Origin of the sequence: Streptomyces olindensis, from assembly GCF_040645895.1 — a bacterium.
GTDB classification, from domain to species: Bacteria; Actinomycetota; Actinomycetes; order Streptomycetales; family Streptomycetaceae; genus Streptomyces; species Streptomyces olindensis.
Genome location: NZ_JBEYZD010000008.1, coordinates 137885 through 151315, shown reverse-complemented (window position 1 = coordinate 151315; position 13431 = coordinate 137885). Strand labels below are relative to the sequence as shown.

Here is a 13431-nt window from a genome sequence, read left to right as displayed (position 1 = left end):
TGCCGTGCTCCGGACACCACTCCACTGTATGGTTGAACGGTAAACAACCTGGAGGGTGAGCGAGCATGCAGTTCGGGATCTTCAGCGTCGGCGACGTCACGCCCGACCCCACCACCGGCCGGACACCGACCGAGCGGGAGCGGATCAAGGCCATGGTCGCCATCGCGCTCAAGGCCGAGGAGGCCGGCCTCGACGTCTTCGCGACCGGCGAGCACCACAACCCGCCGTTCGTGCCCTCGTCCCCGACCACGATGCTCGGCTACGTCGCCGCCCGCACCGAGCGGCTGATCCTCTCCACGGCCACCACCCTCATCACCACCAGCGACCCCGTGAAGATCGCCGAGGACTTCGCGATGCTCCAGCACCTGGCCGACGGCCGGGTGGACCTCATGCTGGGGCGCGGCAACACCGCCCCCGTCTACCCCTGGTTCGGGCAGGACATCCGGCAGGGCATCCCGCTCGCGATCGAGAACTACGCCCTGCTGCACCGGCTGTGGCGCGAGGAGGGCGTCGACTGGGAGGGGAAGTTCCGGACGCCCCTGCAGGGCTTCACCGCCACGCCCCGCCCGCTGGACGGCGTACCGCCGTTCGTCTGGCACGGGTCGATCCGCTCGCCGGAGATCGCCGAGCAGGCCGCGTTCTACGGGGACGGCTTCTTCCACAACAACATCTTCTGGCCCGCCGACCACACCCGGCGCATGGTCGAGCTGTACCGGGAGCGGTACGCGCACTACGGCCACGGCACGCCCGAGCAGGCGATCGTCGGGCTCGGCGGGCACGTGTTCATGCGGAAGAACGCGCAGGACGCGGTGCGCGAGTTCCGGCCCTACTTCGACGTCGCGCCGGTGTACGGGCACGGGCCGTCGCTGGAGGACTTCATGGACCAGACGCCGCTGACCGTCGGCTCCCCGCAGCAGGTCATCGAGAAGACCCTGGCCTTCCGCGAGTACGCGGGCGACTACCAGCGGCAGCTGTTCCTGGTCGACCACGCCGGGCTGCCGCTGAAGACCGTGCTGGAGCAGATCGACCTGCTGGGCGAGGAGGTCGTGCCGGTGCTGCGCAAGGAGTTCGCCGTGGGCCGCCCGGCCGAGGTGCCCGAGGCCCCGACGCACGCGTCCCGCCTCGCGCGGGCCCGGGGGTGAGAGGACGGTAGGCACCCGGGCCGAGGTTGCGTGTCCCCTGGTGAGAGGGCAGTAAGAAGGACGCTCCGGCGCTGCCCGCCCCCTCCCGGGGGGCCGTCGGCTTGGCACACTGGACGCGTGTCCCAAACAGTGCTGCTCGCCGAAGACGACCGCGCCATCCGCAACGCCCTGGAGCGCGCCCTGACCCTGGAGGGCTACCAGGTCATGGCGGTCGCCGACGGTGTCGAGGCACTGGCGCAGGCCCACCGCAACCGCCCGGACGTCCTCGTCCTGGACGTGATGATGCCCGGCATCGACGGACTCCAGGTGTGCCGCGTGCTGCGCGCCGAGGGCGATCGGACGCCGATCCTGATGCTGACGGCCCTCGTGGAGACCGCCGACCGGATCGCCGGGCTCGACGCCGGCGCCGACGACTACGTGGTGAAACCCTTCGACGTCGAGGAGGTCTTCGCCCGGCTGCGCGCGCTGCTGCGCCGCACCAGCCCGGTGGGTGTCGGGAGCGCGCCGGTGGCCGAGGCGCCCCGGCCCGTGCCCGAGCGGTTCATCGAGGCCGCCGGCATCCGCATGGACCCGCAGGCGCGCCGGGCCTGGCGGGGCGCGCGCGAGCTGGAACTGACCCGCACCGAGTTCGAACTGCTGGAGCTGCTGGTCCGCAACACGGGCATCGTCCTCGACCACTCGACGATCTACGACCGCATCTGGGGCTACGACTTCGGGCCCGGCTCCAAGAACCTCGCCGTCTACGTCGGCTACCTGCGCCGCAAGCTCGACGAGCCGGGCGCGCCGCAGCTGATCCACACGGTCCGCGGGGTGGGTTACGTGCTGCGGGAGGACTGAGTGGGGCGCCTGCGGCGGCTGCTCGTCGGGCGGCGGCCGGGACTGGTCTCGCTGCGGACCACGTTCGCGGTGTCGTTCGCGGCGGTGACGGCGGCCGTGACGATCCTGGTCGGCATCCTGTCCTACAGCGCGGCGGCCCGGCTGGTGCGGGTGGACCAGCAGACGGTGTTCGACGAGGTCGTGCAGGACCTGCGCGACGAGGTCAGCCAGAACCGGATGACGCCGGGCGACTTCTCGTCCGCCGCGCCCGGCCACGACCTGGTGCGGCCCGCCCGGACTGACGTGCAGGTGCTCGGCCCGGACGGGCGGGTCGTCGACCGGGGCAGTCCGGGGCTGCCGGTCACCGGCGTCGACGTGCGGATCGCCGCCGCGGAGGTGTCCGGGACGGTGGCCGAGCACAAGGACGTCGACGTCGGCGACGACGTGTACCGCGTGGCGACCGTCTCCCTCGGCGGTGGACGGGGCGCGGTGCAGGTCGCGCAGGAGTTCAGCGACGTCGAGGACCTGCTGCGGGCGCTCCAGCAGCGGACGCTCGTGCTGATGGCCGCCGTCGTGATCGCCGCCGGGCTGTTCGGCTGGTGGCTGGCCCGGCGGATCACTCGCCGCCTGGTCGTGCTGACCGACGCCGCCGAGGACGTCGCCCGCACCCGGCGGCTCGGTATCCAGGTGCCCGTCGCCGGGCATGACGAGGTGGGTCGGCTGGGCCGGGCCTTCGACCGCATGCTGGGGCGGCTCGCCCAGTCCGAGGAGGACCAGCGGCGCCTGGTGCAGGACGCGGGCCACGAGCTGCGCACGCCGCTGACCTCGCTGCGGACGAACATCTCCCTGCTCCGCCGGATCGACGAGCTCCCGCCGGAGACCCGCGAGGAACTCGTCGCCGACCTGGGCCAGGAGGCCCGGGAGCTGACCGACCTGGTCAACGAGCTCGTCGACCTCGCGGCCGGGCAGTCCGACACCGAGCCGCCGCGGCGGGTGAACGTCGCCGACATCGCGGAGGAGGTGGCGGGCCTCGCCCGGCGCCGCAGCGGCCGGCGGATCGTGCTGCGCGCGAGCGGCGACACCACGACCGACGGGCGGCCCGGGATGCTGACCCGGGCGCTGTCCAACCTCGTCGAGAACGCCGTGAAGTTCGACCAGGCCGGCACGGCCCCCATCGAGATCGTCGTCGCCGGACCGGCCCGGCCCGGCGTGATCCGCGTCGAGGTCCTCGACCGGGGCCCCGGCATAGCCGAGAAGGACCTCGACCGCGTCTTCGACCGCTTCTACCGCGCGGCCGACGCCCGCTCCCTGCCGGGCTCCGGCCTGGGCCTGTCCATCGTCCGCGAGGTGGCCCTCGCGCACGGGGGAGCGCCGTTCGCGCTCCGGCGGGACGGGGGCGGGACGGTGATCGGGTTCACGGTGGGCGGCGGCATCGACTGACCCCCGGCCGCGTTCGGACCGCCTCGCCCCGTACGACCGGCCGTCCCCATGCCACCCCGCGTACGGACGGCCCGCGCTGAGCAGATATGCGAGCGGGGCCGCGACCGCCGCGTCCCGGCTGAGGGGAGGACCGGCAGCGTGCTGAGTGACGAGGAGGCCGCCGCCCTGGCGGAGATCGACGAGGCGGCCCTGGCCCGGACCTTGCAGGAGCTGATAGCCGTCCCGAGTGTGACCGGCAGCCCCGCCGAGTCGGAGCTCCAGCACCAGCTGGCGGGCCGGCTGGAGTGGCTGGGCCTGGAGACCGACCTGTGGTCCATGGACCTGGCCGCCCTGCGGGCCGACCCGGACTTCCCGGGCACGGAGGCGCCCCGCGACGAGGCGTGGGGCCTGGTCGGCACCACACCGGACGGCGGCGACGGGCCCACCCTGATCCTCCAGGGCCACGTCGACGTCGTACCGCCGGGCGACCTCACCGCCTGGGACGGCGATCCGTTCGTGCCCCGGGTGACCGGTGACGTCGTGCACGGGCGCGGCGCCTGCGACATGAAGGCCGGGCTCGCGGCGCACCTCGCCGCGCTGGCCGCGATCCGCGCGGCCGGGATCCGGCTGCGCGGCCGGATCGCCGTGCACTTCGTCGTCGGGGAGGAGGACGGCGGCCTCGGCGCCTTCGGCACCCTGCGACGGGGGTACGGCGGTGACGCCTGCGTCATCGCCGAGCCCACCGCGGGCACGCTGATCACGGCCAACGCCGGTGCCCTGACGTTCCGCATCACCGTGCCCGGCCGGGCCGCCCACGCCAGTTCCCGGGAGCGGGGCGTGAGCGCGATCGACGCCTACCTGCCCCTGCACCGGGCCCTGGCCCGCCTGGAGAGCGCGCGCAACACCGACCCCGGCCCGCTGCTGGCGGAGTACCCCATCCCGTACGCCCTGTCCGTCGGCACCCTGCGCTCCGGTGACTGGGCGAGCAGCGTGCCGGACCTGCTCGTCGCCGAGGGCCGGCTCGGCGTACGCCTGGACGAGGACCCGGCCGACGCCCGCCGCGCCCTGGAGGAGTGCGTGGCCGAGGCCGGTGCCGCCGACCCCTGGCTGCGCGCCCATCCGCCGACGGTGACCTGGCCCGGCGGCCAGTTCGCCCCCGGCCGCCTGCCCGACGGCCACCCCCTGCCGGGTGTCCTGCGCGGCGCCTGGTCCGACACGGCGGGCGGCCCCGCCCCGCGCGAACGCGGCGCGACGTACGGCAGCGACCTGCGGCTGTACGCCGGGGCCGGGATCCCGACGCTGCAGTTCGGGCCGGGGGACATCCAGGTCGCCCACAGCGCGGCGGAGCGGGTGTCGCTGCGGGAGGTGACGGCGGTGACGCGGGCGCTGGTGGTGGGCGCCCTGCGGATGGTGGGGACGAAGTGACCCGCACGCGGTGACGCCCTGGTGTCCGAGACGCTCGGTCACCCGGCGGGCGCCCACCGCAGCGCGTGCTGGAGACGGAACCGCCCACCGTGCGTGAGCCGCACCCCGGGTGTTCCGGAGAACAGCTCGTGCCCCTTGTCGTGGTCGCCCGCCTCGGCTGCCTCCTGGTGGGCCTCGGCGCTGGTCCACTCGGTGTAGAGCAGCACCCGGCTGCCGTCGACGCTGTGCAGGAAGTGGGCGGAGATCGCCCCGGGGTGGCCGCCGTCGCGCGGCTGGGCGGCGATCACCGCGTCGGTGAAGAAGCGCTGCCGCTCGGGCCCGTCGACGTCGAAGGCGGCGGTGATCAGGCAGCCCGGGACACGGCTCTCGTGGTCCTGGGCCAGGCTGTGGTCGAGTCGGTAGCGGGGCGGGCCGGCGAGCGGGACCGCCGTGTCGTCGTCCCACTGGGCGAGCGTCAGGACGGTCTCGCCGTCCGTGCTCAGGAACCAGCTGACGGCGGCGAGGCCCGGCGGCGGGGTTCCGAGCGCCGCCGACTCGGCCGCCACGAGCGCCTGTTGCCGGTCGGGGCCGTCGGCGTGCCGCGTGCCGATGGTCGGCGTGCCGGGGCGGGTGAGGTCCGGGAAGAGGGCGGTGGGCACAGGGGGCTCCTTCTCGTGCGGGCGGAGGACGGGGCCGAACCGAGATCGTGCCCGAGGGTGGCGGGGGGCGGTCAACCGCTTTACCGGCCCGCGAGGCGCGCGCGGCCGCTGCTACCGTCCGCTCATGCCACCAGCTCAGCGGCACCCCACCATGGCCGACGTCGCCGAACGGGCCGGCGTCTCCACCTCCACCGTCTCGCGCACCCTGCGCGGGCTGTCCACCGTCTCGCCGGAGGTCCGGGCCCGCGTCGAGGAGGCCGCGCGCGAGCTGAACTTCGCCGTGTCCCGGCAGGCCGCGAGCCTGGTCACGGGCCGGACCGGGACGATCGCGGTGCTGGTGCCCACGCTCGACGCGTGGTTCACGGGCTCCGTGCTGTCCGGCCTGGCCCCGCCGCTGCGCGCGGCGGGCCGGCAGCTGAGCGTCTACGAGATCCCCGACCTGGCCGCGCGCACCTCGTTCTTCCAGCACCTCCCGGCGCGCCGCAACGCCGACGCGCTCCTGGTGTGCTCCTTCGACCTCACCGACGAGGAGACCGCCCGGCTGGACGGCCTCGGCATGCCGGTGATCTACGTCAGCCAGCACGTCGACGGACGGCCCAGCGTCTACGTCGACGACGTGGCCGGCGCCCTGCACGGCACCCGGCACCTGCTCAACCTCGGCCACCGCCGGATCGCCTTCGTCCAGACCGTGGGCGAGCGCGGCTTCTCCTTCAGCTCCGAGGTACGGCTGCTGGGCTACCAGCAGGCGCTCACCGAGGCGGGCGTGCCGCTCGACGACGACCTGGTGGTGTCCGCGCGGGCCGGCGGCAAGCGCGCAGCGGCCGAGGTGCTCGGCACGCTGATGAGCCTGCGCGAGCCGCCCACCGCCGTCTTCGCCGAGCAGGACGAGGTCGCGGTCGCCCTGGTCTGGAACCTGCGCAGGACGCGGATCGCGGTGCCCGAGCGCGTGTCCGTCCTCGGTTTCGACGACCAGCCGCTGGCCGACTGGTTCGACCTGTCGACGGTCGCCCAGTCACCGTCGGCGATGGGACGGCTGGCCGGGGAGCTGGCGCTGGAGCTCGTCGACGGCCCCGAGGGCGAGCCCGGGCGGCACGTCGTCCTGCCGACGCACGTGATCCCCCGGGCCACGACGGCTCCGGTGGCCCGGGAGCGGGGCGAGGGGGAGCGGGGCGGGGAGCCGGGCGCGGGCGGCTGATCAGTCCATCGGCGGCCCGGTCCGGCGGGAGTCGGCGGCTGATCAGTCCTGCGGCGCCCGGTCCGGCGGGAGCCGGCGGCTGATCAGTCCTGCGGCGCCCGGTCCGGCGGGAGCCGACGGCTGATCAGTCCTGCGGCGCCCGGTCCGGCGGGAGCCGACGGCTGATCAGTCCTGCGGCGCCCGGTCCGGCGGGACCTGCGGCTCTCGCACCACGACCGGCGGGATGGGCCGCGAGCCGGGGATGTTGATCCGGATCCGTGTGGTGAGCGTCGTGGACGTACGGCGCTCCGGCTCCCGCGGCTTCGGCTCCCGGTGGGCCCGCGCGGTGGGGTCGAACCACGAGGACGTGCCGCCGTACCCCGCGGCGGCGACACGCAGGAAGCCGGCCTCCTCCCGCATCCCCACCTCCGCCAGCGCGGACACGGCCGCTTCCAGCTCCTTGGGCGGCCGGGCGCACACGCCGTGCAGGATCAGGACCGTGTCCGCCTCCCGGCCCCCTCTCAGCGGCGGCAGCACGAGGGGGAGCTTGTCCAGCGGGCGCAGCCGCCCGGCCGCCAGCAGCGCCTGCCCGGCGAAGTCGGAGAGACCGACCGCGCGCAGGCGCTCCACGGCGTGCAGGAAGGGCCGGGCCGGGCGGCCCGCCCCCATGGCCGCGATCACCGCGCGCACGTCGTCCCGGGGCAGCAGGGGCAGCGCGGAGACCAGGCCGTGTGTGGGACGCCGCTGCCCGAACTCCCGGAACACCCGGGCGACTTCGGGCCCCGCGCTCAGCCGGCGCAGCCGCTTCAGGGCGGCGAGCAGACGCCCGGCCGGCCAGTCGCGCCCGGCCAGGCACAGCAGGTCGATCAGGCCGTCGTCCTGCCCGCTGGCCTGCGCCCACCGGACCCGGTCGACGAGCTGGGCGACGGCGCGGTCGTCCGCGTAGTCCACGACGACGGAGATGTCCGACCCGTAGTCGGGCCGATTGTCGGGCCGATTGTCGGGCCGATTGTCCGGCCGGTTGTCCGGCCGGTTGTCCGCACGGGCGTCCCTGGTCACCGGGTTGTCCGGGCCGGACAACCCGGCCGACTCGCCCTGCAGTTCCTCCGCGAGCTGCTCCAGGCGTTCGGCGCCGTTGTCCAGGATGTGCGCGGCCTTCGTCAACGCGGCGTCGATGTCGTCCTGGACGAGGCCGGGCACCGGGGACGGCACCAGCGCGTCGGGCTCGGGCACGGCGTCCGCCCCGGCGGCGGACCCGTCGTCGCCCCGGCGCAGCCGCGCCACCTCCTCCGTCAGACGGCGCACCTGCTCGGCGGACTGCTCGGCCAGCCGGTCGGCTTTCTCGCGCTCGGCCCGGGCACGGCTCAGTTCCGTCTCGGCCTGGACGCGCTGCGCCTCACTGTGCCGCAGGCGGTCCTGGACCTCGTCGAGCATGACCACGCCCGTCAGCCGGGACACCGACCGGTCCCGTTCCGCGGTCAGCGTCGCGATGTCGCGGTGCAGTTTGTCGACGAGGGCGAGCAGGATCAGCACCATCTGGTTGGCGTCGTTGCGTGCCTTCTCCAGCTCGGCCGTGCGCTGCAGCGCCCGCAGCAACTGGTCGGAGAGCGCCAGCGAATGCTGCTGCGCGGCGACCAGTTCGGCCGTGGCCTCCGCACCGCCGGGCCCGGGGCCCGTGACCGGCTCGGGCGGGCCCTGCTGTCTGCCGCCGCGCCGCCCGGGCCCGGCCGGGGCCCGCCTGGCCCGCTCGGCGGCCTCGTACAGCGGGCGGGCCCGCTCGGTCAGCCGGTCGCGTTCGGCCTTGTCCCGGGAGCAGACGTCGGCCACCGCCTCGACGAAGTCCCACCGCGGGTTCACACCGGCCAGGCGGTCGGCGACCGTGCTGCGGCTCGGGATCGTCTGGCGTTCGAAGTGCTCGGCCTTGAGCTCGCGCAGCAGGTCGTCCAGCCGCAGGCCGGCGCGGTCCAGCCACTCGCGGAGCAGCCGGGCGAGGGCGTTGGCCTCGTCGGAGGCGCCCCGCAGCTCCGCCCAGGGGCGGGTGCGGCGCCCCCCGCTCGCTCCGGCACCCCGGCCCGCGTGTTCAGTTGGTCCACTCACCGTGTCGACGGCCCCGTACTTGTCCGGACTTGTACACGGGACCACCCGGACTAGTGGAGCCGAGGCCGTCCGGCCAGCAGGCTTGCCGCGTCACCGAGACGGGCCGGGCGGCCCGCCGACGACATCCCCACCCCATCCAAGGAGTCCCCCCATGCCGGACCAACTCAACCACGTACTGTCGCTCCTCGCACACGGACTGCTCACAGAGCTGCCCGCGCAGCTCGCGACGGCGGCGATCGTGGCCGCGACGGCGGGCGCCCACCGCTACGCCCGGCGCCGCCGCACCAGGAACCGGGACCGGCCGGACACCGACGACGTGTGAGCGGACGGCACGTGAGCGGACGGCACGGACGCCAACACCCGGACCGCCGTTCGAGATGCCATCCGTTCCCCTGAAATACGGCGACAGGCCGTGTGTCCGGCAGCCGGCTCGTCATTGTGTTGATCGGGTCTGTCCCAACTGCGAACGGAGACGCCCTGTGCGAATGTCTGACATCCAGCGCTGCGATGTCCGGCCTGGACGACTCGTCGAATGGACGCTCAGTCCGGCGACCGTCGCGACGGCGAAGGGCCTGCCGGAGGACTCCCGGCCGCCCGCCTACATCCAGGAGTCACACCTGCGGACCGCGCGGACCGTGCGCGACGACGGCCTGTTCGTGCCCACCTGGATCGGCGCGGCCTTCGACCTCCCCGGCCGGGCCGACCTCGACGCCCTGGGCGAGGCGCTGCGCGGCTGGACGCTGCGGCACGAGACGCTGCGCAGCGGCTTCCGCTGGACCGGCGGCTCCGGCGACGAGATCCGCCGCTTCACGCTCGACGCCGACGCCGTGTCCCTGCACCGCGAGGACGTCGGCGAGTTCACCGACCCCGTCGCCCTGGCCCGGCACCTCCAGAACCGCTTCGACACCACCGCGGACGCCCTGCGCTGGCCCAACCTCATCTACACGGCCGTCCTCCGCGACGACTGCACCAGCGTCTACATGGCCTTCGACCACAGCAACGTCGACGCGTTCTCGATCTACCGGATCCCGGCCGAGATCCACGAGCTGTACACCGCCCACCGCACCGGCCGCACCCCGGACCAGGCACCGGTCAGCAGCTACGTCGACTTCTGCGAGGCGGAGCGGGCGGACGCGGACCGGATCGACGCCGACCACGAGATCGTCGCCCGCTGGCGGGAGTTCATCCAGGGCTGCGACGGGCGGCTGCCGAGCTTCCCCGTCGACCTCGGGCTCGAGCCGGGCGGCGCGCTGCCCACCCAGAAGCTGATGCGGGAGATGCTCGTGGACGCGGACGCCGCCGCCGCGTTCGAGGCGTACTGCCGCCCCTGCGGCGGCACCCTGGTCGGTCTGCTGGCGGCGACCGCGCTGATCGTCCACGAGATCGGCGGCGAGTCCGTCTACCGCACCGTGGTGCCCTTCCACACCCGGGCGCGGTCGGCGTACTCGGACTCCGTGGGCTGGTACGTCGGCGGCGCGCCGATCGAGGTGCCGGTGGCCGGCGCGCCCGACTTCCCGGCCGCGCTGCGGACCGTGCGCAACGCGCTGCACGCGGCCCGGCCGCTGGCCCGCATGCCGCTCGCCCGGGTGCTGCGGCTGCTCGGCGCCGACTTCCGGCCGACCTCCCCGGACATGTACTCGATCGTGTCGTACACCGACACCCGGGGCATCCCGGACTCCACGAGCTGGACCGAGCGCAAGGCCTACGGCCTGATCCGGGTGTCCTACGGCGACCAGGTCTGCGCCTGGGTCACCCGGCTGCACGAGGGGCTGTGGTTCGCGGCCCGCCACCCGGACACCGACGTCGCCCACAAGAACCTGCGGCTGTACGCCGACCGGCTGCGCGACATCGTCCTGTCGGTCGCGGACCGCGCCCCCCACACCAGGCGGTGAGACGCCACCGATGCCCCGGGCTACACGCCCGCGTACGAGTGCTTGCCGGAGACGAAGATGTTCACGCCGTAGTAGTTGAACAGCCAGCAGCCGAAGGCCAGCAGGGCCAGGTAGGCGGCCTTGCGGCCCTTCCAGCCGGCGGTGGCGCGGGCGTGCAGGTAACCGGCGTAGGCGACCCAGGTGATGAAGGACCAGGTCTCCTTGGGGTCCCAGCCCCAGTAGCGGCCCCAGGCGTCGCCGGCCCAGATGGCGCCCGCGATGATCGTGAACGTCCACAGCGGGAAGACAGCGGCGTTGACGCGGTAGGAGAACTTGTCGAGGGAGGCGGCGGAGGGCAGCCGCTCCAGGACCGAGGTCGCGAAGGTGCCGGGCGTGCCGCCGCTCGCGAGCTTGTTCTCGTAGGAGTCCTTGAAGAGGTACAGGATCGTGCCGACCGCGCCCACGTAGAAGACGGCGCCGCAGAAGATCGCCGTGGAGACGTGGATGTACAGCCAGTACGAGTGCAGCGCCGGGACCAGCTGGTCGCTGGCGGTGTACAGGACCGTGACGGCGAGGCCCAGGTCGAGCAGGACCGTGGTGGTCAGGAACAGGCCGAGCCAGCGGACGTTCTTCTTCAGCGCCAGCAGGCCGAGGTACACGCCGACGGCGACCGTGGAGAACGTGATGTTGAACTCGTACATGTTGCCCCACGGCGCCCGCTCCACCGAGGCCGCGCGGGCGATGACGCCGCCCAGCTCGATGAGGAAGGCGAGCACGGTGAGGGAGATGGCGATCCGGCCGTAGAGGTCGCCCTGCTCGTCACCGCCGTGCGCCCCGGGCCCGTCCGGCACGTCGCGCTGACCGGCCGCGGCCCGCACGGTGACCTTCGGACGCTCCAGCACGGCCGTGCCGCCCGCCTGGCTGACCGTGACGGCGGGTGCCTTCTTGGCCTCGGACGTGGCCGTGAGCGCGGCGGCGGTGCGGGCGACCTTGCTGCGGCTGCCGAAGAGCCATTCGGCGATGTACGCGAAGAAGGCCAGGGTGTAGACGGCCATCGCGGAGTAGATCAGCGTGTTGCTGATGTTGGCGAGATGTTCGTTGGTGGCGGCGGCGAGAGTCACTGCTTCTCAGCCCCTTCGGCAGGTACGGGGATCGTGGTGCCCGGCTCCTGGTCGGGGTCGGGGGAATCTGCGGGGTCGGATGCCCCGGGCGCCTGGTCGTACAGGATCCCGGCGAGGTCGCCCAGTTCCTCGGGGACCTTGGCGGACTCGCTGCGGCCGAGGCCGGCCATCTCGACGACGGTGACGCCGTCGGCGCCCCGGACCGCGCGGACCCAGACGCGGCGCCGCTGGATGAACAGCGAGCCGGCCAGGCCGAAGATCGCGGCGACGGCGCCGCCCAGGGCCCAGCCGCTGGCCGGCTGCTGGGTGATCTGGAACTGCGCCCACTCCTTGATGTCCTTCTCGAACGTGATCGAGCCGGCGCCGTTCGGCAGCTGCATCGTCTGGCCGGGCTTGAGCAGCTTCTTCAGCAGCTTGCCCTGGGAGTCCTTGAACTCCTTCATGTTGCTCTTGTCGAGCTGGTACACGCTCTGCGGCAGGCCCGAGTCGACACCCAGGTCGCCGTGGTAGGCGTTCAGCGCGAGGACCGGGCTCATCAGCGCCGGGAACTGGGAGACCATCGCGCCGCCGTTGTAGGTGGGCACGAAGAACGCCTGGAAGCCGAGCTGTTCCTTCTGGCCCTTGGCGTTGCGGTAGCCGTCCATCACCTTGATGGCGCCGGAGGAGGTCGCGAAGCCGTCCAGTGGGAGCAGCGGCACGGCGTCGCGGTAGACGACGTTCCCCTTGCCGTCGCGGACGGTGACGACCGGGGCGTAGCCGTGGCTGGCGAGGTAGACCTTGGTGTCGCCGATGGTGAGCGGCTCGTTGACCTTGATGGTCTTGTGCTCGTCCTTGCCGTAGGCGCCCACGCTGTAGTCGACGGTCGCCTGGTAGGTGCGCGGGGTGCCCCGGTTGGGGCCGCTCATCTCGTAGGTGCCCGTGAAGTTCTTCAGGCGGAAGCTGAACGGGTTCAGGTCGTCCTGGGTGAAGAGGTTCCCGGACTTGAAGTCGTCGTACTGGGTGAGGGTGTTGGAGAAGCCGTCGCCCTCGACGACCAGTTTGAAGCCCTCGGCCTTGAACAGCTGGCCCCAGGCGAAGGCGACCAGCATCACGATCAGGGCGAGGTGGAAGACGAGGTTGCCGACCTCGCGGAGGTAGCCCTTCTCGGCGGCGACGGCGTCACCGGCGAGGTGGGCGCGAAAGTGGCGCTTCTTCAGCAGGGCGAGCGCGGCCTCGCGGACCTGCTCGGGCTCCGCCGTCGTACGCCACGTGGTGTGGGCGGGCAGCCGGCCCAGCCGCTTGGGCGCGCCCGGCGGGCGGCCGCGCAGCTGGCCGACGAACTGCCAGGTGCGGGGGACGATGCAGCCGATGAGGGAGACGAACAGCAGGATGTAGATCGCGGAGAACCACACCGAGCTGTAGACGTGGAACATCCCGAGCTTGTCGTAGACGTCGCCGAGGGTCGGGTTGTTCTTGCGGAACTCGGCGACCTTGGTGGCGTCGATGCCGGTCTGCGGGATGAGCGAGCCGGGGATCGCGCCGAGCGAGAGCAGCAGGAGCAGCAGCAGCGCGACCCGCATGGAGGTGAGCTGCCGCCAGAACCAGCGGGCCCAGCCGATGACGCCCAGCGAGGGCAGGTTGGGCGCGTCCTCCCTGGGGGCGGTGGACAGCTGGGATCCCGCGTCGCCGAGGTCCTGGTCCTCCGGGCCGCCGGCGGGGGCCGGGTCGGTGGTGCTGGTCTTGCTCATC

The 13431-nt window shown here is 73.4% G+C and carries 11 protein-coding genes; 7 read left to right on the top strand and 4 right to left on the bottom strand.

Annotation, left to right across the window (positions count from 1 at the left end; genetic code table 11):
- Nucleotides 1-65 precede the first annotated feature (65 nt).
- From ABZ948_RS07245 to ABZ948_RS07230, 4 genes are all read left to right on the top strand, one after another.
- Complete coding sequence (locus ABZ948_RS07245) at nt 66-1142, top strand: LLM class flavin-dependent oxidoreductase (RefSeq protein ID WP_359757952.1); 1077 nt, start codon at nt 66-68, stop codon at nt 1140-1142.
- A 117-nt stretch (nt 1143-1259) separates the two neighbouring features.
- Entirely contained in the window at nt 1260-1979 is a 720-nt protein-coding gene (locus tag ABZ948_RS07240) for a response regulator transcription factor (RefSeq protein ID WP_078650874.1), read from the top strand.
- Complete coding sequence (locus tag ABZ948_RS07235) at nt 1980-3398, top strand: HAMP domain-containing sensor histidine kinase (protein ID WP_359757951.1); 1419 nt, start codon at nt 1980-1982, stop codon at nt 3396-3398.
- A 138-nt stretch (nt 3399-3536) separates the two neighbouring features.
- Nucleotides 3537-4802: an ArgE/DapE family deacylase gene (locus ABZ948_RS07230; RefSeq protein WP_359757950.1), complete on the top strand. Its 1266-nt coding sequence runs from the start codon at nt 3537-3539 to the stop codon at nt 4800-4802.
- A gap of 38 nt (nt 4803-4840) precedes the next feature.
- On the opposite strand, the gene ABZ948_RS07225 is transcribed toward ABZ948_RS07230, so the two are convergent.
- Nucleotides 4841-5440, bottom strand: a complete 600-nt coding sequence (locus tag ABZ948_RS07225) for a hypothetical protein (protein WP_359757949.1) — start codon at nt 5438-5440, stop codon at nt 4841-4843.
- 124 nt (nt 5441-5564) lie between these two features.
- Here ABZ948_RS07225 and ABZ948_RS07220 point away from each other — a divergent pair, with 124 nt between their 5' ends.
- On the top strand, nt 5565-6635 hold the full coding sequence (locus tag ABZ948_RS07220; RefSeq protein ID WP_435857465.1) for a LacI family DNA-binding transcriptional regulator: 1071 nt from the start codon (nt 5565-5567) through the stop codon (nt 6633-6635).
- A gap of 165 nt (nt 6636-6800) precedes the next feature.
- On the opposite strand, the gene ABZ948_RS07215 is transcribed toward ABZ948_RS07220, so the two are convergent.
- Nucleotides 6801-8711 carry a hypothetical protein gene (locus ABZ948_RS07215; protein WP_359757948.1) on the bottom strand — a complete coding sequence of 637 codons (1911 nt, stop codon included), beginning with the start codon at nt 8709-8711 and terminating at the stop codon, nt 6801-6803.
- A 151-nt stretch (nt 8712-8862) separates the two neighbouring features.
- On the opposite strand from ABZ948_RS07215, the gene ABZ948_RS07210 reads away from it, so the two are divergent.
- Nucleotides 8863-9033, top strand: coding sequence for a hypothetical protein (locus ABZ948_RS07210; protein ID WP_359757947.1), 171 nt, complete (start codon nt 8863-8865; stop codon nt 9031-9033).
- A gap of 157 nt (nt 9034-9190) precedes the next feature.
- Nucleotides 9191-10603: a condensation domain-containing protein gene (locus ABZ948_RS07205; protein WP_359757946.1), complete on the top strand. Its 1413-nt coding sequence runs from the start codon at nt 9191-9193 to the stop codon at nt 10601-10603.
- Between the two features lie 20 nt (nt 10604-10623).
- Here ABZ948_RS07205 and ccsB read toward each other — a convergent pair whose 3' ends face one another.
- Both ccsB and resB read right to left on the bottom strand, forming a co-directional pair.
- Nucleotides 10624-11703: a c-type cytochrome biogenesis protein CcsB gene (gene ccsB, locus ABZ948_RS07200; RefSeq protein ID WP_359757945.1), complete on the bottom strand. Its 1080-nt coding sequence runs from the start codon at nt 11701-11703 to the stop codon at nt 10624-10626.
- Nucleotides 11700-13430: a cytochrome c biogenesis protein ResB gene (gene resB / locus ABZ948_RS07195; RefSeq protein ID WP_359757944.1), complete on the bottom strand. Its 1731-nt coding sequence runs from the start codon at nt 13428-13430 to the stop codon at nt 11700-11702. Before resB ends, ccsB begins: the two co-directional genes overlap by 4 nt.
- Nucleotide 13431: the final 1 nt, after the last annotated feature.

Bases quoted from the DNA above. Each gene is read 5' to 3' on its own strand.
- ABZ948_RS07245 (WP_359757952.1), top strand. From the start codon at position 66: ATGCAGTTCGGGATCTTCAGCGTCGGCGACGTCACGCCCGACCCCACC.
- ABZ948_RS07220 (WP_435857465.1), top strand. From the start codon at position 5,565: ATGCCACCAGCTCAGCGGCACCCCACCATGGCCGACGTCGCCGAACGG.
- ABZ948_RS07210 (WP_359757947.1), top strand. From the start codon at position 8,863: ATGCCGGACCAACTCAACCACGTACTGTCGCTCCTCGCACACGGACTG.
- resB (WP_359757944.1), bottom strand. From the start codon at position 13,430: ATGAGCAAGACCAGCACCACCGACCCGGCCCCCGCCGGCGGCCCGGAG.